Origin of the sequence: Sphingobacterium multivorum (assembly GCF_900457465.1) — a bacterium.
GTDB lineage: Bacteria > Bacteroidota > Bacteroidia > Sphingobacteriales > Sphingobacteriaceae > Sphingobacterium > Sphingobacterium multivorum.
Genome location: NZ_UAUU01000011.1, coordinates 875,216 through 900,206 on the forward strand (window position 1 = coordinate 875,216; position 24,991 = coordinate 900,206).

Annotated in this window: 22 protein-coding genes and 3 pseudogenes; 3 read left to right on the forward strand and 22 right to left on the reverse strand. The window is 38.9% G+C overall.

Going from position 1 to position 24,991, the window contains the following annotated elements; all coding sequences use genetic code 11:
* Window positions 1–65: 65 nt before the first annotated feature.
* The 22 genes and pseudogenes from DTA23_RS20930 to DTA23_RS27245 form a co-directional block, all read right to left on the reverse strand.
* Window positions 66–389: a hypothetical protein gene (locus DTA23_RS20930; RefSeq protein WP_112375934.1), complete on the reverse strand. Its 324-nt coding sequence runs from the start codon at window positions 387–389 to the stop codon at window positions 66–68.
* A 550-nt stretch (window positions 390–939) separates the two neighbouring features.
* Window positions 940–1,326, reverse strand: a complete 387-nt coding sequence (locus tag DTA23_RS29590; RefSeq protein ID WP_232475582.1) for a hypothetical protein — start codon at window positions 1,324–1,326, stop codon at window positions 940–942.
* A 30-nt stretch (window positions 1,327–1,356) separates the two neighbouring features.
* Window positions 1,357–1,455 (reverse strand): annotated as a pseudogene (locus DTA23_RS30940) (KilA-N domain-containing protein); the annotation flags it as partial.
* 37 nt (window positions 1,456–1,492) lie between these two features.
* The gene (locus DTA23_RS29595; protein ID WP_370445125.1) at window positions 1,493–1,627 is read right to left on the reverse strand and encodes a hypothetical protein; all 135 of its coding nucleotides are present in this window, start codon (window positions 1,625–1,627) and stop codon (window positions 1,493–1,495) included.
* A gap of 1,078 nt (window positions 1,628–2,705) precedes the next feature.
* Window positions 2,706–2,927 carry a hypothetical protein gene (locus DTA23_RS27980; RefSeq protein WP_218565432.1) on the reverse strand — a complete coding sequence of 74 codons (222 nt, stop codon included), beginning with the start codon at window positions 2,925–2,927 and terminating at the stop codon, window positions 2,706–2,708.
* Between the two features lie 182 nt (window positions 2,928–3,109).
* Window positions 3,110–3,328 carry a hypothetical protein gene (locus DTA23_RS29600; RefSeq protein ID WP_256604539.1) on the reverse strand — a complete coding sequence of 73 codons (219 nt, stop codon included), beginning with the start codon at window positions 3,326–3,328 and terminating at the stop codon, window positions 3,110–3,112.
* Between the two features lie 107 nt (window positions 3,329–3,435).
* Complete coding sequence (locus DTA23_RS29605; protein ID WP_256604541.1) at window positions 3,436–3,711, reverse strand: ATP-binding cassette domain-containing protein; 276 nt, start codon at window positions 3,709–3,711, stop codon at window positions 3,436–3,438.
* Between the two features lie 417 nt (window positions 3,712–4,128).
* Window positions 4,129–4,412: pseudogene (locus tag DTA23_RS30605) on the reverse strand (DUF1259 domain-containing protein).
* A pseudogene (locus tag DTA23_RS30610) lies at window positions 4,331–5,061 on the reverse strand (DUF1259 domain-containing protein). The pseudogenes DTA23_RS30605 and DTA23_RS30610 overlap by 82 nt, the downstream one beginning before the upstream one ends.
* Before the next feature lie 133 nt (window positions 5,062–5,194).
* Window positions 5,195–6,154, reverse strand: a complete 960-nt coding sequence (locus DTA23_RS20955; protein ID WP_172462479.1) for an efflux RND transporter periplasmic adaptor subunit — start codon at window positions 6,152–6,154, stop codon at window positions 5,195–5,197.
* A gap of 85 nt (window positions 6,155–6,239) precedes the next feature.
* The gene (locus DTA23_RS20960) at window positions 6,240–9,362 is read right to left on the reverse strand and encodes an efflux RND transporter permease subunit (protein ID WP_088162428.1); all 3,123 of its coding nucleotides are present in this window, start codon (window positions 9,360–9,362) and stop codon (window positions 6,240–6,242) included.
* Window positions 9,363–9,368: 6 nt separating this feature from the next.
* Window positions 9,369–10,742, reverse strand: coding sequence for a TolC family protein (locus DTA23_RS20965; RefSeq protein WP_112375936.1), 1,374 nt, complete (start codon window positions 10,740–10,742; stop codon window positions 9,369–9,371).
* Between the two features lie 69 nt (window positions 10,743–10,811).
* Entirely contained in the window at window positions 10,812–12,089 is a 1,278-nt protein-coding gene (locus DTA23_RS20970) for a sensor histidine kinase (protein ID WP_088162426.1), read from the reverse strand.
* A complete protein-coding gene (locus DTA23_RS20975; protein ID WP_088162425.1) occupies window positions 12,086–12,760 on the reverse strand; it encodes a response regulator transcription factor in 675 nt (224 codons plus the stop codon). Before DTA23_RS20975 ends, DTA23_RS20970 begins: the two co-directional genes overlap by 4 nt.
* Window positions 12,761–12,881: 121 nt before the next feature.
* Complete coding sequence (locus DTA23_RS20980) at window positions 12,882–14,120, reverse strand: MFS transporter (protein WP_088162424.1); 1,239 nt, start codon at window positions 14,118–14,120, stop codon at window positions 12,882–12,884.
* A 304-nt stretch (window positions 14,121–14,424) separates the two neighbouring features.
* Window positions 14,425–15,621 carry an efflux RND transporter periplasmic adaptor subunit gene (locus tag DTA23_RS20990; protein WP_088162422.1) on the reverse strand — a complete coding sequence of 399 codons (1,197 nt, stop codon included), beginning with the start codon at window positions 15,619–15,621 and terminating at the stop codon, window positions 14,425–14,427.
* 16 nt (window positions 15,622–15,637) lie between these two features.
* Window positions 15,638–20,026 (reverse strand): CusA/CzcA family heavy metal efflux RND transporter, encoded by a 4,389-nt coding sequence (locus DTA23_RS20995; RefSeq protein WP_088162421.1) that lies wholly within the window; start codon window positions 20,024–20,026, stop codon window positions 15,638–15,640.
* A 19-nt stretch (window positions 20,027–20,045) separates the two neighbouring features.
* Window positions 20,046–20,657: a hypothetical protein gene (locus DTA23_RS21000; RefSeq protein WP_088162420.1), complete on the reverse strand. Its 612-nt coding sequence runs from the start codon at window positions 20,655–20,657 to the stop codon at window positions 20,046–20,048.
* Window positions 20,658–20,669: 12 nt separating this feature from the next.
* Entirely contained in the window at window positions 20,670–21,353 is a 684-nt protein-coding gene (locus DTA23_RS21005; protein ID WP_088162419.1) for a HupE/UreJ family protein, read from the reverse strand.
* A gap of 95 nt (window positions 21,354–21,448) precedes the next feature.
* Window positions 21,449–21,697 carry a hypothetical protein gene (locus DTA23_RS21010; RefSeq protein ID WP_088162418.1) on the reverse strand — a complete coding sequence of 83 codons (249 nt, stop codon included), beginning with the start codon at window positions 21,695–21,697 and terminating at the stop codon, window positions 21,449–21,451.
* Between the two features lie 86 nt (window positions 21,698–21,783).
* Complete coding sequence (locus DTA23_RS21015; protein WP_112375937.1) at window positions 21,784–22,182, reverse strand: DUF6769 family protein; 399 nt, start codon at window positions 22,180–22,182, stop codon at window positions 21,784–21,786.
* 41 nt (window positions 22,183–22,223) lie between these two features.
* The gene (locus tag DTA23_RS27245) at window positions 22,224–22,670 is read right to left on the reverse strand and encodes a helix-turn-helix domain-containing protein (RefSeq protein WP_172462481.1); all 447 of its coding nucleotides are present in this window, start codon (window positions 22,668–22,670) and stop codon (window positions 22,224–22,226) included.
* 160 nt (window positions 22,671–22,830) lie between these two features.
* Here DTA23_RS27245 and DTA23_RS21025 point away from each other — a divergent pair, with 160 nt between their 5' ends.
* The 3 genes from DTA23_RS21025 (at window position 22,831) to DTA23_RS21035 (ending at window position 24,613) form a co-directional block, all read left to right on the forward strand.
* Window positions 22,831–23,148, forward strand: coding sequence for a hypothetical protein (locus DTA23_RS21025; RefSeq protein WP_239468824.1), 318 nt, complete (start codon window positions 22,831–22,833; stop codon window positions 23,146–23,148).
* Window positions 23,149–23,158: 10 nt separating this feature from the next.
* The gene (locus DTA23_RS21030; RefSeq protein ID WP_088162415.1) at window positions 23,159–23,872 is read left to right on the forward strand and encodes a PRTRC system protein B; all 714 of its coding nucleotides are present in this window, start codon (window positions 23,159–23,161) and stop codon (window positions 23,870–23,872) included.
* Window positions 23,873–23,980: 108 nt separating this feature from the next.
* Window positions 23,981–24,613 carry a ThiF family adenylyltransferase gene (locus DTA23_RS21035; protein WP_256604545.1) on the forward strand — a complete coding sequence of 211 codons (633 nt, stop codon included), beginning with the start codon at window positions 23,981–23,983 and terminating at the stop codon, window positions 24,611–24,613.
* The last annotated feature ends 378 nt before the right edge of the window (window positions 24,614–24,991 follow it).

A 24,991-nucleotide genomic window follows, 5' to 3' on the forward strand; every position in this document is an offset into this window, starting at 1 on the left:
ACCTACCTCTAAAATCTAACTCATTTCAATATTAATAATTTTTCTGAGTTGATTCTCATTTATATCTATTTATTATTTTGATTCTTGATTTCTTTAATCTCTTTTTTCGAAAGGGGTACTGTGCTTTTCATAACTCCATTTATAATAAACAGTTTCACAGCTATTTCTATTTGTGAATAAAATCGACCCATATCAACTTTTGCGATTTCAAGTTCACCTAATGAATTTCCATCGGATCCATTTACATTAATATTCCCGACAGTAGGTTCAGCTTTTATGGTAAACTTAAATCTTCCCTGACTATCAGCTGTTTTTATAGCAATTAATTTATTATTTGTATCCCGAACTTCAATTTCTGCATTTGGTACTATTTTATTACTTCCTCCCATGCGTACCTCTCCCTGAAGTGATATTATTCCTTCCAGATCTTTATCATCTTTTAAATATTTTATATTATAGCCCCCACTGTTTTTTCCTTTAAATAATTGGCATCTCGTTTCCTAATCGATATACAGGAAAACAATGTTACGGATAAAAATAAAAACAAGAATTTAATAGCCAAGTTTTGTACCTTTTCTGGATGTACCCTCTTTAATAATTCCATATTGTTCTGCTTTAATAGTATTAGTTATCCTATTTTTTGTCTCATCGTCCAATTTGTATCCCATCAATTCACCATAACTTTTAAGACTTGTCGATATATCAGTAATAAAGTTTTTAGTTATTATACCATGCTGTAAGCTGTTTGATCTACGTTCAAAGATAGTTGTATATAAATAATTGTGAATACGCTAATTTACTGTTTACAGGATCATCTTTTGCCCATGCAACAATAAAAGCGCGTATAGATTCATGCTGGATCGACTATTGACCTGTTGTTAGCTACTAGTGTCCATAATGGATGCCGCCAGAGTTGCCTTGGCTCATCATGGCGACGTACTATTTCAATTTTTTAGCGGCTTTATTTTCTACGAGCGACTTCATTTGTGTTACCGCTACTTTATTCAGTTGCATAAGCCGTTCATTTTGTGGTACTCCTTGTTGAATTAATAACGCGTTTATACTTTCCATGTTGCTTAGCACGACCAACTGTTCTATAATCGCGTAGTCTCGAATATTGCCCTTTTTATCAGGATTAGTATCTCGCCATTGTTTGGCAGTTATTCCAAATAGTGCGATATTAAGTATATCGGCTTCGTTGGCATAAACGGAATTTGACTGTTGTTTGGTGATTTCTGGCGGAATAAGATTTTCTTTGATAGCATCTGTATGGATTTGATAATTCACCTTAGCTAGCGTTCTATTTAAATCCCAATTTAATTTCAAACGATTGTTTTCATCGTCTTTTAAACGTTGAAACTCCTTTATTATATAAAGTTTAAACTCGATTGAAATCCAGGAAGCGAATTCTAGTGCTATGTCCTTATGAGCAAAAGTTCCCCCCGTACCTTCCAGCTTTAGAAATTATACCAATTGCGTTGGTATTTTCTATTCAGCGTTTGGGAGTCATCACAAAACTATTGAGACCAGCTTGTTTTCTAAACCCGTCGAATTCGACGGGTTTAAAATTGGGATTATATATACTTTCCCAAAAACCTAAGAGTTCAATTGTATTGCGATTTCTCATCCAGTTTTTAATTAAATCGTCAGTATGTGCCGAATCTTTGTGTCTTGCAATATCCGTAAGTCATATGTAATCATTTTGATTTTCTTGATATAGGAGAATATCTACTCCTTGTACATTAATTTTTTTATTCTTAGTCATGCTTTTAGATTTGATAAGTTCTTCCCGTCAGCTCGAGAAAACTAGATGGCATATTGGCTATTACAATTTTATTTTACTTTTTATGAAGATAAATATACTAAAAAAATAGCAATACATAAATAGATATATATAAAGATTTAGAATAAAACCTTAAGCCCTTCTTCCTTTTACTTCGAATCCCCAGGTTTGATTGCTTGAATTGTTCCTATATAAAAATGTTTTTATCTAAATTTTTGTCCGATACCAGACGGATGATTTTGAATAATGTATCCTATTGGTCTGGGACAACTGGTTTGAAGGAGAGATGAAAGCCAGCAAAAAAAGGTTAGAAGAATTATCTGGTCATTTTAGTTTTGAAATTTTTGATAACGGAACAGAGTCCTTCATCAACCTGACTTAATTCAGAGCATGAGCAAGCTAATTAAATTCTATAAATAAGTATTGTCATTGGAAATTTATAAAATCTGATTAACGAAGCTTTTATAGCGCACCCCTTCGTCGAGAGGTGCGCATTACATGTGAACGTGAATACTATTTGAACCAAAGGTTTTCTATATTCCTGATTTGTGCCTATTAGTTCGGCATAACGACAATAGCTTGGGAAAAGTCAATGACTTTGTACTTCTTTTTTATTTTTTGGTCGAGTATGACCTTATCATTCGTGAATGAAACAGAGGGTTTTAAAATGCCAGGTTCCAGATAGTTTAATGAGTTTTCTGTGATCTTAAAAGTAAAGCGTTCTAATTCATCTATGTTTATCAGGCCAGCGTTTACTTTATCTTCAAAATCATCCGTTGTATCTATATTCTTAAAAATATATTCTGTATACATTTTACCTCCATACCACTTACTATTGGTCCACCAATAATTTAGAATAGCGTAGTTTCCTGGCTCAATAGTGTATATGAAGGTATTTTCCTTTGATATTTGAATGTCGGCTTCACTCTAAATGCAAAACCTCCTTTGTTTCTGTATTGATCAAACGTATGTCCTGCGGAAAACCTCCACTGCTGAATCCTAATCGTTGGATAAAGTTACCATAGATAATTGCTTTCCCCTTCGGTATACCGTCGTCACTTGCGATATCAGTAAGGTGTTTTAGATTTTGAGCATTAATATGTATTGATAAAAAAACTAAGATTACTGTTATTATACGTTTCATTTCTAAAGCAGATATTGGCTGACAAATATTCTTTGCGAACATTATTTAGATTAACTAGCTAGGGATAAAGCTAAAATAAATACCTCATATTTTATGTGTCAATTATGAATTTAACGATTATATAACACATCAATTTCCCAATGAGTTCTTTGCATTTATTTTTGTCTTCCATTTAATTTGATCTAAAAATCGAAGCCCAATTCGGATAGCATTCGTTCGTGATTATTCATAAAATACTTCATCAATTTATATTGTTCGGTATCCTGATATGCAATCAGCTTTATTCCATTTTCAGATACCTGATAGATATCAGCTTCGGGATAGCCCATTAGGATTGGGGAGTGTGTTGCGATAATGAATTGGGATCTCAGTTCTACAAGCTCTCTTATTCGGCTCAACATATTTAGCTGGCTTATGATAGACAGTGCGATTCTGGCTCATCAAAAATATAGAGTCCATTACCGTTGAGGCGATGATGTAATAAATAAGAGAAGCTTTCACCATGAGATCATTCGTGGGAGCGATCCACCATAGATTGCTGAGCTTCATATTGATCTACTGCGGTGGCTACATTATAAAAACTTTCAGCCCTGAGAAAATAACCATCTCTGTTGCGATATGCGGTTCGTATCACTTGGATATCTTCGAATAAAGCAGAATGGGAATCCATGGTGCTAAAATTAAAATTGCAGCTTCCACCTTCAGGATTAAAGTCTGCATTGATGGCTATCGCTTCTACTAGTGTCGATTTCCCGATACCATTTTCTCCTACGATGAAAGTCACAGGACTCCGAAATTTAGTTCCACCAGCGCTGATAATGACAGAATATTATACGGATAATGGTCGCGGTCTTCCTGCGGTTTTTTATTTCGGATTTGGCTAATATAAATCATCTTACTAAGCAATTGTGGAGTACCCTCTTGTTTTTTCGCGACTTCAGACTGATTTTTTCTAAGAACATTTTATATTCTTCTATTTTAGGATTAAATTCTATCAAAGATTCGTTATAATATGGCAATAACCAGCTCAACGAAAATAGTTTAGTCGGTCAAAAAGGGTATGAAGACATTCTTTTGTTATGAAAAATTTGCATAGCTCTACCAGGTACATTTAGTAGAGACTATACAAATTTTTTCCTGTTGAAACTATAAATACGCTAATGTTTCATTTTTCCTTTTCCAGTCTGTTCTAATGCTAGCTTCAGAGCCCGAGCGAGGTTTTCTGCGTTTCCAATTGCCCAGTAGTGCAAAAAGAATACATGGGGTTTTCATGAACCATATGATTGTGTACTGCAACGACTTCAATACCATTTTCTATTAAAGTTTTATAACAGGTGCTACTTCATCCTCTAGCATAGCGAAATCTCCAGCTATTGCTGCTTTTTCATTTGTACCCTGAAAAGCTATCCAAGTGTTATAACCAAAAAAAGTTGATATAGGAATGCCATGCTCGGTAATAGGAGCGTCGGACGTCCTATGGTATATTTATACACTCCACTGGACATTTCTCCTTGGATACCTAGTATTGCATCAATTCTTTTGATATCAATACTGTTGTCCACAGTTCTTCCTGTAAATTGTCCTTTCGCTGGATCTGTGCCCCGAGTTTCCTTTACCTTATCCAAAATAGCTTTGGCTTTCGCAGCCATTTGCTCGACACTTCCACTTCCGCCAATATGCATATACATCACATTGGGGTGATTTCTTACAAAGTGGTTGTGAATAGCAGTTATCGTTAGTCCTTGTTTTATTACCTCAAACTGAACGGGTTTTAGATCATTTTCAGTAATAACAATATTCCCATAATCATTGCGCCATCATGAGCCGGAGTAAAGGCTATCCAGGTTCCGAGTCCCATTGGCGGTATGATTTTAAAGCCATCCACATTGATGTCTAGATCATTTTGAGGAACAGTAATCTTATATTCTCCATTATTTTCCTTGCCCTTTACCTGTACAATCTTTTCAATGACGGAAATATCAAGCGGCTTCAATTTTATACGATTATTGCTTGAATGGTCTGCCTTGATCATGCTGCCATGGGTAGCTTCTTGTTGAGCATGTAGTTCTGCTGATACTAATAATAGCGCGGAAATGGATAACGGAATAGTTAACAGTTTTGTTAGATTTTTCATAATGAAATATTTATTGGATTCTTCGGGAATATCCCTAAATAAAATACACTGATTTTATTTTATTGTTTTGTTATTACTTTTTTATCTGGTTTCAGCTCTTCATTTGGTTTTAGTACGATCAGATCACCAATCTTTAAATTTCCGAATATTTCCTGTTTTCCCCAACAGCGAGCCCATTTCTGACATCAATCCATTTTGTAATACCATTGGATATAACGATGACAAATCTTCTTTCAAGTGTTGTAAGTACAGCTGAGTTGGGTACAATAAAAGAGGGCTGTGTTCTGGCAAATTTAAGGTTGACGTTGGCAAAACTTCCGGGTTTAAGCTTAAGATCTGGATTTTGAACTTCAAATTCCCACAGTTCGCTTCGCGTTTCGGAATTAATACTTCCTGATTTTCGTGAAAGGACCGCCGTGAATAGTTTATCCGGAAATGAACTAGTTGTTAATTCTCCTTTATTTTCCATTAGCTGTGCCCCAGAATAAATCTCAGGTACAGGTATTTGAAGTCTTAATATCCTATTATCTTCTATTTCAAATAAAGGAGGTTCATTTAAATTTCCGACAAAAGACCCAATATTGATATTGCGTTTTGTAATAATTCCTGTATAAGGAGCTACGATGGCAAGATAATTTCCTACCTGTCTATAAGATTTAGCGGCAAACTTGGAAGCATTGTAGTTGGCCTCATCAGCCAGCATCTGTGATTTTGCTTTTTCCAGTTCTGATGCAGCTACTACGCCGTCGGACTTAGATGCCTTATTGATGCGGTCGTAATAATCCAAGCTAGATTGATAATTAGAATAAGACATTTTTTCCTTTGCAATCAGCTCCTGAAGACGTGAGTTTATTTCTGGAGCATCCACTAACGCAAGTATTTGGCCCTTTGTCACCTTTGAACCGAGATCAACATTTAGGCTTTTGATATAACCAGGAACTTTTGCTCTTATTTCAACTTTTTCATAAGGTAGAAGATTACCCGGAAGGGATATACTCTTTTGTAGTGTAGATGAATCTAATGTCGTCACCTGAACTGAATCTGGCTTTATCTCTTCTGCAGCAGTGTTTTTTTTATCACTTTTTTTGCCCATACAGGAAATAGTTAGCGATAAGGCTATTAGAGCGAGAAATTTTCTTGAATTTATTAATTTAGTTTTCATGATCTGGATTTCTTAGTTATTTTTCTTCGGGAAATAGTGATACTCCTGCTTGCTCCTTGCTACCTATGAGTAGGTCATGTACCAATGGTACGATGAGCAAACTGCTAATCGTACTAAATACTAATCCACCTATAACAGCAATTGCCAATGGTGCTGTCTGTTTACCTCCTTCACTCAATCCGATGGCCATCGGTACCATTCCCACGATCATTGCGAGACTAGTCATCAATATAGGTCGAAGTCTATTGGAAGCAGCCGTTACTGCTGGCATATCGTATTTAAATTTTTCTCGCCTTATCGTTTCGGCATTTGATACAAGAAGGATCGCGTTGGCAATAGCAACACCCAAGGCCATAATGCATCCCATAAAGGATTGAATATTAATCGTGTTTCCTGTAAAATATAGTATTAATATAGAACCTGCCAACGCTCCGGGTAACACAGTAAGAACAGTAAAAGCAAGTTTAAAGGATTGGAAAAAAGCTGCCAACATGAGTAGGACAACAAAGATCGCCAAAGCCAAGCCTATAGTGAGCTCTTCAATAGTCTGTATGAGCATTTCTGATTGACCACGTGTATAGACTTTTACTCCAGCAGGGAGAGATCCCAATAGTTTGATGTTTTTATTTACATCTTTTACTGCGGTTCCAAGGTCTTTATTATAAATATTTGCTGTTAGTGAAATATAGCGCTGTTGGTTTATTCGATCATATTCTCCTATGGAGTTGATCTTTTTTATACTTGCAATATCCCGTAAGTATACTGTTTTCCCATCCTTATTTGAAATCGGTAGTTCCTCAATTTTTTCTACGGCATTCATGTGCATCTGGGGATACTCTACTTGAACTTGATAAGCATTTCCTGAGCTATTGTCGAGCCAATAGATGGGTTGGATAAATCTACTCGACGAAGTTGCATCAAGTACGGATCGGCCTGCTTTTTCAACCGAGATATCCATCTGGCCCATTTTTATTCTATCATAATTGATTTGAAGAGTTGGATATTCTAAGGGTTGTCCGATCTGCACATCACGTAAATAATCTATTTTATCTAATATGTTTTTTAATTTTTTGGCGATTTCTTGGCTCTGACTTAGATTTTTTCCCTGGATTATTATTTCTATTGGATTATTGGCGCCTAAACTCATTACCTGATCAACAAGATCCGCAGGTTCAAAAGACAATGATAATTCGGGCATGTTTTTCGCTACTCCATGCCTTATACTTTCTTTGAGTTGTTCAAGGGGGAGATTTGATTCCTTTGTTAAATTTACTTTCAAAACAGCTTCTTGAGGACCGCTGGTGTAGAGGTAAATCGGATTAATAGCATAGGTGGGAGGCTGTAGTCCCACAAAAGCAGAAGTGATTGCAATATTTTCCTTCCCAGCGATACTGTCTATCATTGAAAGAACTTTCTTTGTTGCATCCTCTGTTCTTTCGATTCGGGTTCCCGGCCGCATCTTTAATCTGACCTGCATCTGACCTGCATCAACCTTTGGGAAAATTTCCGTCCCAGATCCCAAGTAGCTCAGATAGGCAATAGTAGTCAAACCAATGAGCGACACGGGAACAATAATGGATTTTCTTTTCCGACATTTTAAAACGAAAGCTACGAGACGATCTTTAAGATTTTGAAGCGGGTCTAATGTTAGTTTCTCTTTCTTTTCAGCCATAAACCAATTGCAGAGTATCGGTACCAGTGTTTGCGATAACAGAAATGAAGCAATCATTGCAAAACCAACGGCTAATGACAAAGGTTTAAACATTGACCTTGGCACGCCGGTCATAAAGAAAGAGGGAACAAATACGGCAAGGATGCTTAAAAGAATAAGCAATTTGGGGATCGCCATCTCTTTACATGCTGTCCATACAGCCTTTCGGATGGGCATCTCATTTTCAAGATGATGATGTATGTTTTCAATAGTCACCGTGGATTCATCAACAAGTATACCTACCGCCAATGCCAACCCCCCTAAGGTCATAATATTAATGGTTTGTCCTGTTAAATATAGTCCCGTTAATGCCGCTAGTAAAGCCAAAGGAATATTTACAACCACAATGATCGCACTCCTGATATCTCTTAAAAATAGTAGAACCATCAAGCCGGTCAAGAATGCGCCAAGTATACCTTCAAATAATACACTTTGGAGAGAATTGCTAACATAGCCCGATTGATCAAATTCATAAGATACTTTAATGTCAGGTGGTATGGCCGACTGCATATCTGGTAAAGCATGTTTAATAGCCTGAACGACATCCCAAGTAGAAGCATCAGCTCGTTTAGTGACAGGAATATAAACCGTTCTTTTACCATTAATCAATGCGTAGCCAGTCGTTACATCCGCTCCATTATTAATTGATGCAACGTCCCTGACATATACAGTTGCACCTTCTTTATTCTTGACAGCGATATTTTCGAGTTCTTTGAAATCCGACACAATACTATTAGAAGGTGTAATTATAGTTTGATCAGCCGAACGTATATTACCTGCCGGAAGGATTGAATTATTCTTAGCGATGGCAGTAACGAGTTCATCAGCAGTTAGATTATAACCTCTTAGCCTTTCAGGGTCTGCTTTTATGACAATGGTTTTTTGGTTTCCCCCGAAAGGAGGTGGAGCTGATACACCCGGAAGAGAAGCAAACATAGGACGTACCTTGAATAAAGCGAGGTCTTGGATCTCATTTGAGCTTCTTGTCTCGCTACGGAATACCAATTGACCAATTGGTACCGAGCCAGCATCATAGCGCATGATAAATGGTGGGAGTGTGCCTGGGGGCATGAATGATTTTGAACGATTTACATAAGAAACTACTTCTGCCATTGCAGCTGCCATATCGGTCCCTTCATGAAACTGTAACTTTATTAATCCCAATCCCTGTATAGACTTGCTTTCAACAGTTTTTATTCCGGTGATGTATAGAAAATGATATTCATAATAAGATGTTACAAAGCCTTCCATTTGCTGTGGGGAAAGTCCTCCATAGGTTTGGGCAACATAGATCGTAGGTGCATTTATATTCGGAAAAATATCTATCGGTGATTTCTTAATTGCTAGGATGGAGGATGCAAGTATACCGAGCACCAAAACAAGGATAGTTATGGGTTTCTGGAGCGCAAACTTAATTAATTTTATCATCGTGATTTATTTTTGAATTGCGTTAGTGAAAATTGTGACATCGCCGTCAATTACAGTTAGGAGAAGATATGCTTTCCAGGCATCCAGATATGCTTTTTTATTATCCAGCTCAGCTTTTAGCAAACTATACTGCACCTGGATAAGATCCGATAGATTGATCAGTCCGGCACTATATCTTGCCTGTATGGCAAAAAAAGCATATTGCGCCGCATTTAACTGCTTTGTAGTTTCGGCAGCCACCAGAATACAATTGGAAAGCGTTTCACTAGCTATCTGTTGTTGAATTGATAGCAGGTCTTTACTTTGATCTATTTTCTCTTTAGCAGCTAAAGTTAGCATTTGTTGTTCCTGAAGCTTTTTTCTGGTTTCGCCATATTTCATTATAGGTAGGCTCAATTGAAATCCAATTGCATAATTTATTCTGTTTAACGAAAGTCCTTTTATGTCTCTATTCGTTCCGTTTTCTTGAAACCCTGAGCCTCTACCAAATGCTGTACTCCACAAAGTAACCTTAGGTAGATAGTCTTTGTTAATCGTGTTCTCTTTTAATAAATTTAGAGACAAACTGCTCTCGGCGGTTTTCAACATAGGGTTTTGACTAAAATTTGAACCACCTTGAGTTATTGGAGGCAGCACACTTATGAATGCTGTATCCGTTGGCAAGGGGAGGTCTTTGGAGGAAATAAGATGTGCAAGTAAAAGCTGATAAACTTTTTGTTGTTTTGTTGAATTGAGCACCTCAACTGTCGCTTTCGATAATTCGGATGAGAAAAATGTGCTGTCTGCTCCCGGTCTTATACCATTTTTGGAAAGAACGGCACTCTGTTTTAGATTGATTTTTGTCCTTTGTGTATTAGCAGAATAGATCTTGGTATGTTCGAGTGACAGTATTAAATCCAAATAGGTATTTATGATCTTAGTCCGGTGCTCAAGAGTAGATTCTTTAAATACCGCTTCTTTCACCCTATATTCCGCTGAAGCTTCGCCAATTTTGGCATCTTTTTGACCAAAAGTGAGTATATCCCAATTCAGTAATACACCAGCTGCACTTCCTACTGTGGGGGTAAATGAATTGCTGACCGAAGGTGGACCGCTGATGGGCAGTATCCCATTTGGATAAAAAAGTCCGGTGGTGTTATTTGCAGTCGCTAAACCAACTTGATAATTAGCATCAATATTTGGTAATTTGCTATATTGAACGACATTGATATGCTTTGCCGCTGCTTCAGCTTCATAAAGGATACTTTGTAATTGGTGATAATTTTCACCTTGAGAAATAGCGTCTTTCAGGCTGATCCGCTTTTCCTCAGAATGTTGAGCTAATAATTTTGGTGGGCCAAAAAAGAAAAAGACGCCAATACAATAAAACCATTTAACCATTTTATTTAAGTTTGTCCCCTTAGGGTGTTTATAGGGACAAACCTAAAAAGTGATTTTGGAGAAATTTTGTCAATTTGGTTCTATACCAGAAAGAAAGTTAATTTTAATACTGTGCCGTCCATCAGTGTAACTATAATTTATACCAAACTGGTACAGTTTACATATCTGTTCTACCAATGAAAGCCCAAGTCCCATTGTTTTTTGTTTGTAGTTGCCCTTTTTGAAGCGTTGAAACATTTCTGAGGCTGGACGATCCAATGGATGCCCGGTATTTTCTACAGTAAGTACTCCATTGGAAAGCTCTATGGTCAGTTCCATACGGTTGTCATTATGTACGATTGCATTCTTAATAATATTAGAAATAAGAATTTCGACCAAGGTCCGGTTTGCATTTATCATAATATCCTTCTCCCAATATGTTTCCATTACTTTGACCGTATGTTCAAATTCCAGATATTCAGCAAGGATTCTTTGTACAACTACAGCGATATCAATCTTTTCATTTTCAGGGAATTGATTGTTTTCTATTTTGGAAAGCAGTAAAAGTGTCCTATTTAAATCGCTCATTCTTGAAGTTGCCAAAGATATATCGGCGATGAAAGACGCCATTTTTTCTGAGACATCACTCTGGTTAATAAGCAATTCGAGCTTGGCTTGTATAATAGCTAATGGAGTCTGCATTTCATGTGAGGCATTTTCTACAAATTGCTTCTGATTAATGTATGCCAAACGTGCTCTGGTAACTAATTGCGTCAATATTTGATTAAGTTGATCAAATTCCAATGTGCCGGTATCAGGTTTCAGTTCTATATTTTGCTTTTGAGCAATATCATAATGTTCCATTTCCCGCATTGTTGTGAAAAATGGAGCCCAAAGTTTTCCTGAACTTATTTTATTCAAAATGATTATTGCTATGAGCAATAATATAAGAATTAGCGCTTCCGTGGCGAATACCTTTATGATAAGATGAGATATTTCAGTAGCAGAAATAAAGGTCGTTACCGTGTATTCCTTTCCTTTCCAATCATAATTCTTAGAGAACATCTGAAAGGGGGGGGTAACGTCGTTATTTAGGAGAGAGAGAGTGGTGTCGCGGACTATATTCGGGGATTGTATTGGAGATCCTTCTATAATTTCATACTCACCTATAATTTTAGGAGTAATCTTACCATCTGTGGATATAAAAGACTGCCATACATTTTGTTGCTTTAAGTTAAGCAATTTCTCCTGCGCATGGCGCGCGTGATGAGTAAGCATCAGGAAAAATATTAGGGAACATAGGATTAAAATGATCGGTAATACGATAAGCAAAATCCTCGTGTTGCGGATTAAAAGTGGTTTATTCATATAGAAATCTTGTATCCGAGCCCATAGATTGTTTCAACTTTTACAATGCTGTTCGCCTCTTTGAGTTTGCGTTTAATATTCTTGATCTGTGAATAAACAAAGTCGAAAGAGGGCATAAGATCGGTTCGATTACCATAAATGTGCTCGGCGATAGCTTGTCTACTCACGACACGGTTTTTATTGTTCAGCAGATAGGCAATCAGGTCAAATTCATTTTTTGTAAATTGAAGAGGTTGCCCATTGCACTGCGCAGATCGGCCTATGGGGTCAATAATGAGATTTCCGATTTCCATCATTTCAATACCCTCATTGAATTGTCTTCTCATACATGCCTTTATCCTTGCGTTCAGTTCAGAGAGATGAAAGGGTTTTACCAAGTAATCATCAGCTCCGAGATTCAGTCCGATAATTTTGTCTTCCAATGAGTTTCTTGCAGAAATAATAATGACACCGTCTTTTTTCTTCTCTTCGCGCAATAACTTTAATAAAGCTAGACCATTTCCATCAGGAAGATTTATGTCAAGTATAATACAGTCGTAGTTAAAACCAGAAATAAGGTAGCTTGCATCTTTGAAATTTGTTGCCGTTTCGCATCTAAAATCTTCTTGGAGAAGATATTCTGTTATAGATTTCAGAAGTTCGAGTTCATCTTCAATGATAAGTATTTTCATATTGTCGCTTTCTTATACAAAGATAAATCAAGATTCTGTAGAAATTTTGTAGTTTGAGCTTTAATATCGATATTTCGCGGTTCAATTTTCCATTTGAGATCGAGATGTTAACAATATAATTCTATTTTTTTGCTATATTCCGTTTTGAAATGCTAAATAGGATAATCACTATAACTGCTAAGGCCAAAGTCAATATCCCACCATACAGAAACTCACGCTCAGGGTATTTTGTTCCCAGATAACCTGCAATCGGATAGGCAATTGCCCACCATAAATGCGAAAAAGCAAAGTGTGTACCATATACTTTTCCTTGATCTTCAGGCGCAATATTTTCGCCGATCAATGTTTCCGAAGGCATGTCGGCCAATGTCTGTCCTATACCTGCCAAGATCCATAGGAATATCAGGCCATTGAACGGAACAAAATTTGCAAAACTGATCGCAAAACCGATAAGCAGTGCTCCGCCGATCAACGACGAACGTCTTGTTTTAGATTTATCCAGACTACCCAATAGGAAAGCAGATATCGCAGCACCGATCCCGAAGACGGCCATAATCCATCCATAATGTTTGTCATCAAGATCGAGAGATGTCTTGATAAGACCAACCGTGTTTACAAGGACCAAGGCTCCCGCTACCGCAGATATAAATTCGATGCTCAGTGAAAAACGCAATATTCTATTTCCAAACAACAAATGGACACTTTTAAAAATTTCAGCCCATGTGCTCTTCACCTTTTTATTTAAGATATCAACACCCTGTTGCAAGGAAGCTTGGGGAATCGTCACGATAAGTATGATGGCCAGCACAAGCATGACAGCATCTACAAAGAAGATCTGTTTCGCTCCCAGCCAAGCGGAAAAAATGCCCGCTAGTGCTGGACCAAATACACTCAAAAGTTGAAACGTAGCCATGGATAGCCCATTCGCTTCACGATAAAGATCCTTTTGGATAACCTGTGGAATAATTGCTCTGTAGGTTGGAGTGAAGAATGCCGCAAATATATTGAGTACAAAAATCAACACATATATCTGCCATTCGCTGTTTACAAAAGGCAACAGACAAACAACAACTATTCGCCCCAACTGCGTAATCAATAAAATATTCTTCCGTCTAAACCTATCCGATACAATACCAGCAAATGGAGAAAATAAAATATACGCAGTGACTCGCAGTGTCAGAGCAGACGCCAGTATTTTGGCAGAACCATTCGGATTTAAGCTATAGGTTAATAAAGCTATTCCCAGCCAGGTAAAAGCGTCACCAAAAAGACTGGCTATCTGCGCAAAATACAATTTTGCGAATATCCTGTTTCTTAGAGCCGAAAATGGTTTGATCATATTTTGTGTGAAGGTTTCCATATTTTAATCGTTTTTATCAGCATACATTGTGTCTCATTTCAATCCTTTAGTATAGTGAACCAATTTTATCGCTTATAGATCAAGGTGTATGACTTCGATTTGTGTGAATGTCAGCCAATAAAAATGAAATAATAAGTAGTACAATAAAAGCAATCACTGCTACGGCGATCCAGGCCAAACCTGTCATCTTGGGCGTATGTTTTTTCTTGATGCCTCCTCTTTTTTTTGATTGAGGAGGCATTGCAATTTTTCTTTTTTTCTTTTTCCTTACAGATTTCATAACAACTGGATAAGGTCAAGCTTACTATTCTTCCTCTTCGGCATTTCTGATTGCGGAGAGTATAGTATAAGCATTTTTAGTTACTATAGTAATTTGATCTGGGTTAACTGACGAAGATAGGGTTATAGCAGTAAAGCCGCTTTGTTCCACTCCCTTAGCTACCTGAAGTAGCTCAAATGTATAATTACCTTTAGACTGTTCCTGTTGTACGACAATATAATTTTCTCCTTCCAGTTGTACAAGAGCATCCGTCGGTACTGCATCCCGCAGTTCAGCTCCTGTTTCCAAAAATGCTTTTACATACATCCCTGGCAGTAGTCCGGATTGTTTTGTAAAACGACAATGCACGGCAATCATCTTGTTGTCATCGGCAGCCTGACCTACCAGATATACATTTGCCGTTCTGTCATAGGAGGTTTCATTGGAAAGCGAGAATTTCACTGTCTGACCTTTTTTGATCTTTGCCATATCCTTCTCAAAAGCATTGAGTCTGAGGTGAAGGTCACTCGTACCCATAATTTCAAAGAGCACGTCCGTGGGTGCAACATATTTTCCACGATTGATATTGCTCGTTTTGATAAAGCCCGAAATGGGTGCATATACGTTTGCGGTCCGTGTTATGTTGTTTGTTTTTTTCAGTGCCACACTGTTGATACCGACCAACGCCATCTGTTGTTGCAGACCTGATATTTTGGCTTTAATGACCCTTAGATCGGAGCTGACCTGTTGAAAGGTCTTTGCCGAATTTACATCTTCCTGTCTCAGGTCTCGTTGTCTTTTGTATTCCTCCTCCAGAAACTCCAGACGCCCAAGGCTCTCCAGGTATTCCTGCTGCATGCTAATAAACTCTGGGTTTTCCAATGTTGCCAACAGTTGGCCTTTTCTGATTTCCTGACCTTGCAGCAGACCCGCAGTTGTTATGTACCCACCTAGAGGGGCAGATACTGAAGCAATATCGCCAGGTTCAGCATCCACTGTTCCTGTCATTTTAATGATGCCGCTGAGACTGCGTTTTTCTACCTTGCCGGTTTGGATATCTGACAGTTTGTATTGATCGGCTGTAAAAGTGATCGTCCGAGCCTTATTTTCAGTACTGTCTTTTGCACTGGATTCGGCAGTTGTCGCTTCTTTGTTGTCGCTATTTTTTTGTTCACCACAGGAAGAAAGCAATGAAGCAGATAAGAACAGAAGTGGAATATATGTTGTTAACGATGTTTTCATTGTTAAAAGTTTTAATTTATTTATTTCCTAAAACAGCCTCGATCGCTATTATAGTGCGGTTGTATTTATACAGGTTGTCCAGATATTCAGCCTGAATGGTATTTGAAAGAGTCAGGTTTTGAAGATATTGTGTGTACGATATATCTCCACTTTTGAAACTTTTATCCGAATTGGCAATAATAAGCTGGGCTTGGGGCAATGCCTGCTGTTGATAATAAATGAGCGATTTTTTGAACTTGAGGTATTCTTGAACAAGTTCCTTCAATTGTCCGTTCAGATTTGTTTGCGCCAGATCAACTTGTGCCTGTGCACGTTGTTCATTGATGCGTGATGCGTTGATCTTTGCCCTATATCCTCCCGGGAATATTGGAATACCTAAGCCAACCTGAAAGAAATTAAAGCGGTCCATACCTGTATAGGTTCTGTCAATACCATTGATCGTCTGCATGCCTTTGTAGGTCTGACTGCTAAATCCAAGAATAATATCAGGGAGTGCTCTGCTTTTTTCAAGTTCTGTTGTCTTGCGACTTACCTCGATCTCCTGTTTGAGATAGGAAAGCAAAGGGTTATCTTGTGAATTAAGGCTTTGCTGATCCAAAGAGAGATCTTTTGCCAGCAATTCCTTCTCACTGATGACAACATCTACATTGATATTCAGCAAGGTTTGTAGCATTTGTTGCGCAATGGTGATATCCGATGCGTTCTTCTCCAGCTCATTCTGTATTTGCTTGGACTGTACTTCTGACGTGACATTCTCCAGACTGGTCGCTTCCCCCGCACGATACCGTGCATTGCTGGCCTTGCTCAACTTAATATAGATGCTATCTTGTTGCAGCAGCAATTTTTTCTTTTCAAGTGCGTATTGATACTGTGTATAAGCCAGTTTTACTTCGCGCCTGAGGTCATTTTCCGTCAGTGCTTTATAGGCCATGCTGCTCTTTACCTTTTCTTCGGCTACTTTGGACTGTCTGCCATATACGGTGGGGAAGTCCAGTCGCTGGGTGAGGTTGATGAGATTGTCCGTTACCGTTGGATTACTTACAACCCCCTGTGTGTAGGAAACCTCTGTCTTTGGCATGGTTATGCTCCCTTTCTTGAGTTCCTGCTGTAGACCGATATCGTAGTTGGCAATCCTGATCTGATGATTGTTCTTCAGGGCAATATCGATCGCCTGTTGTAGCGATAGCGATTTTAGTCCGTTATTGTCCGCTTGCTGGGCTTTGCTTATTGCTGGGAGTGCCAACAAGGGGACAATAAGCCATGCGATTGCTGTGTTCATCTTATTTTTTTTAGAAGATTTGGAAAAATAGATGTAAAGGACGGGTAATACCAGTATTGTAAGTGCTGTTGCTGTGATCAGACCACCAATGACTACGGTAGCCAGCGGCCGTTGCACTTCTGCTCCCGATGAAGCCGAAATTGCCATCGGTAGAAATCCTAGTGACGCTACTGTTGCGGTCATCAGTACCGGCCTTAGACGCATTTTGGTTCCGATACGTACCCTTTCCTCAATATCGGTTATACCTTCGGCTTCGAGTCTATTGAATTCGGCAATCAGTACGATACCATTCAATACAGCTACACCAAATAAGGCAATAAAACCCACACCGGCCGATATACTGAAAGGCATATCGCGGATCAACAGCGCGAATACTCCGCCGATTGCCGAAAGTGGGATGGCTGTGAAGATCAGTAAGCCCTGTTTGACTGAGTGGAATGTAAAGTAAAGTAAGATCAAAATAAGGAGTAGTGCTACTGGTAATGCTACAGCAAGTCGACCGTTTGCTTCTTCCAGATTCTTAAACTGGCCACCATAGGTTACATAATAACCTGCAGGCAATTTTACCTTGGCAGCGATAACGTCCTGAATATCATTTACGATGCTTTTGACATCACGGTTTCTCACGTTAAAGCCCACCGTTATCCGTCTTTTGGCGTTGTCGCGTTGTATCTGTACGGGCCCGGGTTTATAGCTTATTTCTGCAAGTTCATTGAGCGGAACCTGTTGTCCATCAGGAGTACTCACAAATAGATTCTGTACATCGGTGATATCTACCCGAGAGGCACTATCCAATCTGACCACAAGGTCAAATCTCCGTTCGCCCTCATAGACCAGGCCCGAAATCTTTCCTGCAAATCCTGCCGATACGACGCTGTTGATATCTTCCACGTTCATTCCATACTGACCGATCTTATCCCGGTTGAAGCTGATATTGATCTGCGGTAGTCCTGTTATTTCTTCGATGTAAAGATCTTCGACACCAGCAATGGATTTGATCTTCTTGCCGATATCAGATCCAATGTCGGAGAGGATATCGAGGTCTTCGCCGTATATCTTGATGACGACATCCTGTTTAGCACCGGTGAGGAGCTCATTAAAACGCATTTGGATTGGCTGCTGGAAGCTGAATGTCGCATTAGGAATCACAGCAAGAGATTCCTGCATTTTTTCGATCAATTCCTCACGGTTTTTTGCACTTGACCATTCCTTTTTCGGCTTTAATACCACTATCATGTCGCCAGCTTCGATCGGCATAGGATCTGTAGGGATCTCCCCAGAACCGATTTTGTTGACGACCTGTTTTACCTCTGGGTAATTCTTGAGCAATATATCCTGGGCCTTTTTCGATACGGCGATCATCTGGTTGATTGAGCTTCCAACGGGGACACGGGTTTCGACTGCAAAATCGCCCTCATCCAGCTGCGGGATAAATTCTGCACCCATGCGGTGAAATGTCCAAACAGTAATAGCAAATAGAGCTACGGCAACCACCACCACCAAAAGCTTCTTTTTCATTGCCCCCTCAATGATAGGGCTGTACACTTTTTGTATCGCATTCATCATGCGGTCCGAGAAGTTTTCCTTGTGCGAAGTCTTTTTGCTCAGTACCAAAGCCGACATCATAGGCACATAAGTAAATGATAGCAAGAAAGCACCAAGGATGGCAAAAGAAACCGTCTGCGCCATCGGCGTAAACATTTTACCTTCTACACCGACCAAAGCGAGTAAAGGAAGATAGACTATCAGAATAATAATTTCGCCAAAAGCTGCCGCGGAACGTATTTTTCGCGAAGATTCGTATACTTCCTCATCCATTTGCTCCTGTGTTAGTTTTTCGATTCCGCCATACCTCATCTTGCTCCCAGCGATGCGGTGCATGACCGCTTCGACGATGATGACGGTACCGTCGACAATGATTCCGAAATCAATTGCCCCCAAACTCATGAGATTGCCCGACACACCAAATAGGTTCATCATGCAGATCGCAAAGAGCATGGTCAGTGGAATGACGGAGGCTACTACAAGTCCGCCACGTAGATTTCCCAAAAATAAGATCAGTACAAAAACCACAATCAGGGCTCCCTCGATCAGGTTTGTCGATACGGTTGATATAGCTCCGTCAACAAGCTTTTTGCGATCCAGAAAAGGTTCTATTTCTACACCTTTAGGTAGGCCCTTCTGTATTTCCGCTATTTTTTCCTTTACATTGGAAATCACTTCCGAAGAATTGGCGCCTTTCAGCATCATCACAATTCCGGTCACAGTTTCACCCTGCCCATTACGGGTAGCAGCACCATAGCGGGGACCATTTCCAAAACCCACGTCGGCCACATCTCTGATATATACGGGCGTACCGTTTTCCTTTTTAATAACGATATTTCCAATTTCTTCGGTATTTTTTACCAGACCCTCAGTGCGGATAAAATATGCATTGGGCCCCTTGTCGATATAAGCACCGCCTGTATTCTGGTTATTTTTTTCGAGGGCATTAAATATATCCGAAATGGTTATATTCTGGCTCGCCAGTTTATCCGGATTGACTGCAATCTGATATTGTTTGACAAAACCTCCGAAGCCGCTCACCTCTGCCACACCCGGTGTTCCGAGTAGTTGTCTTTTGATGATCCAGTCCTGAATGGTACGTAGTTCGGTAGCGTCAAATTTATCTTCATATCCTTTTTGTGGATGTACGACATACTGAAATATCTCGCCCAATCCAGTTGTAACAGGCGCCATTTCAGGTGTACCGACACCTGGAGGAATATTTTTTGAAGCAATGCTAAGCCGTTCCTGCACCTGCTGGCGGCCCCAGTAGATGTCCACCTTTTCTTCGAAAACGATTGTGACAATAGATAGTCCGAAGCGGGAGAAAGAACGCATATCCTTTATTCCCGGTATACTGACCATCGTTTGCTCCACCGGAAAGGTGACCAGCTGTTCCACCTCCTGGGCGGCGAGCGTTGGTGATACCGTGATCACCATGACCTGATTGTCCGTAATATCAGGTGTCGCATCAATAGGAAGTCTGGTTATAGAATATGTACCCCAGCATATCAATGCCAGGGTAAATAAACCGATCACCAACTTATTTTTGATAGAAAAATGAATGATCTTATTTAACATATTATCATGTTGTTATTAGTTATTGTTTAAGGAGATACTGGCCTTTCAGTTTTATATTGACCGTAATATCTTCAGTTGTATAATTTTTGAAATACCAGCCTTGAGGTCCCTCATAAGGTGCCAAAAATGAACCTGCAACATTATTTGAGTAAGCGATAGTATAGCTTTCAAAGTAATTGTTGTAGCCTTTCACCTCGCCATGAAAATCAAAATAGAGTTCGCCTTTGTCTGTGCTCCACTCATAGCGCAATGCGCCGTATTTGAGCATATTGACTTTATATTCGAGCCCTTTACCTGCAGGCACCAACACATTCACCTCATCAGCTCGATCCGCAAGTTGTGTTGCAGGTGGCGGATTGTCTGCAGCGCTAGGTCTGGCTACGTCAGGACCAGAACCTACATTGGCCAGTGTGATAACTTTATGAGCTTCCGCCGACGATGCCGATTTTTCCTCGCCTTTAGGTACATAGAGTTTTATAAAACCAGTTGCTTTTCCGATACCTAAAGGATCTATCCCATATTCCGCGGGTAGCACAGCACTTACCAGTAGCACTGTTCCGACGATAAATGCGATGATCACTTGCTTGACGATCGATTTTTTGTCCAATATTTGATGTGTTATTTCTGACATTTTTTTTTGATTTTAGGAGTTTAGATAACCGACTATCTGGTAGCCGAACAAGAGAAAACCTGCTGCCATGAGCAGTGTATTTGTTAATGTAGAGAATTTAAGAAAGCTTGGGTATCGCCGCCAGTTTGTAATGACGAAGAGGACCAGTGCCAAAGCGATGAATTGACCGATTTCAACACCGATATTAAACCCAATGAGGTTGGTCAGCAATCCTTCTCTGCTGAAACTCAGTTCCTGCAGTTTACTGGCTAGGCCAAATCCGTGAAATAGTCCAAATATCAGTACGGCGGCTTTGGTGTTCGGCTGAAAACCCAAGAAACGCTGGAATCCTCCTAAATTATCAAAACCCTTGTATACAATAGAAAGCGCGATTATGGCATCAATCAGGTAAGAGTTGATGGCCATGTTAGCCAGCACACCTAGTAATAGTGTTACACTGTGTCCGATGGTAAAGAAACTGACATAGAGAAGTACTTCCTTTGTTCGATAAAGAAAGAATATAACACCGACAAGGAACAATAGATGGTCATAGCCGGTCAACATATGTTTGGCGCCTATATACAGAAAGGGCACAAAAGCTACTCCCGAGTTTCCGCTTAGAAATGTCTGTGTGTCTTCATCGACACCGTGGGCAAATAGAGTTGCCGATAATATCAACAATAACACTGTTGATAAAACTACTTTTATATAATGCATCTGAATTTAAATCTTATGCCTATGCCTGCACTTGTCTATACCGAAAAGCTGACAAGTACCGACAAAGTGCGTGGTATGTTTAAATAGAAAATAAATTAGTGCTTATGTCCGTGAGCTTTATCAATGCTATCCTGGTTTACCACCTTTGTTGTACTACTATCTTGAGCAGGCGTTGCGGAAGTATGGCCACCCGATGGATCATGCGAATGTCCATGAGCTTTGTCTATACTGTCCTGATTGACGGATTCAGTTGTTGAAGGATTATCAGAAGTTGATTTGCTGTTATTGGCGCAAGAAGTAAAGATAAGGGCAGTACATACTGCAATGTAAAATGAATTTTTCATCGTTTTTTTATTAAAATATGATTGATTTAAGATTGCCTAGGATATAGGCAAGAGTAGAATCTTAGCTTTCAAAAAGGATTTGAAAGTTAAGCAACGAGGAAAATAGGAGGGCCTCGGAGAGAGTAACCACAATGTAAGGGAGCCTGATAGGTGATATGCCTATCTGGTGGAAAAGTGTTCTGCTGGAAAGTGATGATAAATTTCCAGCTCATGCTGAATTCGGGTAAAGTTGCCAAAAAAGGCTTTACAGTATCTTTGACAGCATGATCTTTTTTGTCTTCGGAGTTTGTATAAGTAATCTGGTCCCCAGTATGTTGAATAGAAGAGAATAGGTGGCCTATATCGGTTTTTCCATTATTGGATTCAACAGTATTTAGGTGCGTATGTTCTTCAAATTCATCATGGTGATGGTGTGCAAATAGACCGTGCCCAAAAATAATTACTTGGGCCACTAATAAGAATAATGTTGTTAGTCTTTTTTGCATACTCGGAGTAAAAGTACAAATTAATCATAAGAATATCTCTATTAAGTTCTATATTGTTTTGCTGTTTTTCCAAAACTCTTTTTAAAAATCTTGTTTAAATGGCTTTCGTCGGTGAAATTTAGTTCATTGGCAATTTCTGATATTGTTAAATCACTAAATTTTAATCTTGTCTGAACTAGATGAAGCTTATATTGTATAATATAAGCTTTTATTGTGCTCCCGGTTTCTTTTTTAAAATATCTATTAAGGTGATCTGGAGATTTACCAAAATCAGAGGCTATCATTTTAATTTTCAGTAGCTCATTGTCATAGATATGTTGTTGTATATATGTTGTTATTTCGTGAACTTTACTTTTTGGATTGTCTATTTTAGAGAAAAGAGAAATGCTTTCTTGAATTTTTCTGGCGATCAAATGAAGCAATAGATAGATAATGTCTTGGACAATAATATCATCAAAGAATTGTGACCTATTTTTCTCTTTTAACAATTGATGGACAAGAGCTTTAAAAATGGCACTTTCATCTTTGGATATTAGATTTCCTTTTATGGCGTGATGGTTATGAAATATATATTCAAGTTGTTTATAGATTTCTGTTATATGTATCTGGCTTTCGTCAATTCTTATATTCTTAAGGAAAAATCCTTTTGTGAAGTCAATTATACAAACTTTTGTCGGAATTGGGATTTCGAATGTATGGGAGTCTTCCGGCGTCAAAAGGAATACGTCGCTGGAAAATAGTATAGGGATGGAAAAGTATGTTTCCTTTTGTGCCGATGCTAAAGGCATTTTGTTTCAAACACTTTTCGACAGCGTGAACACCGAGTTGCAAGAATACGGACAAATGGAAGAACCTACCATTGTGAAAAGGTTTGATGGTAGTGATATTACTGCCAATACCCTTGAATTTGAAAACCGTGTTTTTGCCTTAATTGAGGAATTGATATACATACTGAATAACTTTTAGATACTCTAACATGAAAGATATAACACAAAACTTCGGAACACTTTACCACCCTTTATCGGCTTTGGTTTTTTACCAAACCAAAGGGAATAATAAATACACCTATGTAGAACATTTTGATATGGACAAGAACGGTAATCCTATCAATGCTCATCCTTTGACAGAAAGAGAAGCTAAAGAATTGGCAAAAGCACTCAATACCAAAAAGGAAAAGAGCAAGGCATTTTTAAAATCTAACGGCATTCTGCCTACCAACGTCCTGCACATTAATCCGAGTGAAAACGGTACGGTGCTTTGGTACACCAAGCCACGAAAAGTAAAAATGTTCTTTACTGAAAGTCTTGAAATACCAAACGGTACGGCGAAAGTACCTGCAATGCTTTGGTATGCAAGCAAGCAGAGCCTTATTGTTTTCGCCCTTGAAAAAGACCACAGACCTACCGAGAATACCGTATTATTTCACGCACCATTTTTCAATATTTACGAGGACGGACACGTATGTATGGGAACTGTAGATATCAATATCAAAAATTCTGCTTCGGTGGAAGAATTTATGCAAGCGTGGGAAAGCTACTTTTTTAACAGCTATTTCAGTCACTTGGTAAACGAACACAACCCCATAAAAGGAAATTGTGTAAGCCTTTGGAAAGACCTCATCGGCACAGACAAAGCCTTTCCTAAAGATGTATTGAAAAAGACAAACAAGACCATAAAAACGATATTGTAATGAGCAAAGAAATTTTAAAAGTCCATTTTACGGACAGCGATTTGATAAATCCTACCAACCCGATAATTGTAAACGTAATCGGTGTAGGTGGTACAGGCTCAAAAAGTAATGACTGCCTTGCTTGAAATGAACCACAGCCTAAACGAGTTAGGACACGCAGGGTTGTTTATTCGTCTTTGGGATTATGATGTAATTACCCAAGCCAATTTAGGAAGACAGCGTTTTGCAGAAAGTGAGGTCGGTTTGTACAAATCCGTTGCTATCATTAACCGTATAAATCGCTTCTCAGGTACGAACTGGAAAGCAGTAGCAAGGAAATTTGAAAAAGACAATAACGGCAAATTTCCCGATAACGTCGGAGCAAGTATTTATATTTCCTGTGTAGATAGCGTAAAAGCAAGATTTGAAATTGCGGATATATTAAGTGAATTGGGCAACGGAAGAGCCTATTCCAACCGCCCACGCTATTGGTTAGACTTTGGCAACAGCAAACATACAGGGCAGGTTTTACTATCTACCATAGGAAAAATTCGCCAACCCAATTCAGAGAAATACGAAACGGTGGCAAGCCTGCCATGGTTACGGATGAATTTGGCGAACTGCTTAAACAGTCCGAAGTGGATGACGATACACCGAGTTGTTCCCTTACCGAAGCCTTGGAAAAGCAGGACTTGTTTATCAATTCCTCATTGGTGCAGATGGGTTGTTCGTTGTTATGGGGCTTGTTCCGTAACGGTTTGACACCATACAGAGTTTTTTTTCACAACCTGAAAGATTTCCGCACCCACCCTATAAAAGTCGCCTGATTGGAAAATCGGGCGGCAAAATGGGATACCTACCCACCATCCATTCCGGCACATTTTACCAAACAGGTTGCGACATTATTTGAGGGATATTCATTATCCCTTTCGTTGTTTTAAGGAACTTCTTTTCTTGCCACATTGGCGACCAAAGAAAAGAAGCAAAAGAACGCCGCAGGTTATATCTGGAGAGCAGTCTAAATTGATTAAATTTGGAACTCCTAAATAATACCAATATATCAATGATAAAAACCGAAATCAGCATAATAGTCAATCGAAAAACAGATATTGATTTAATACAACAAAAAATTATCGAGAA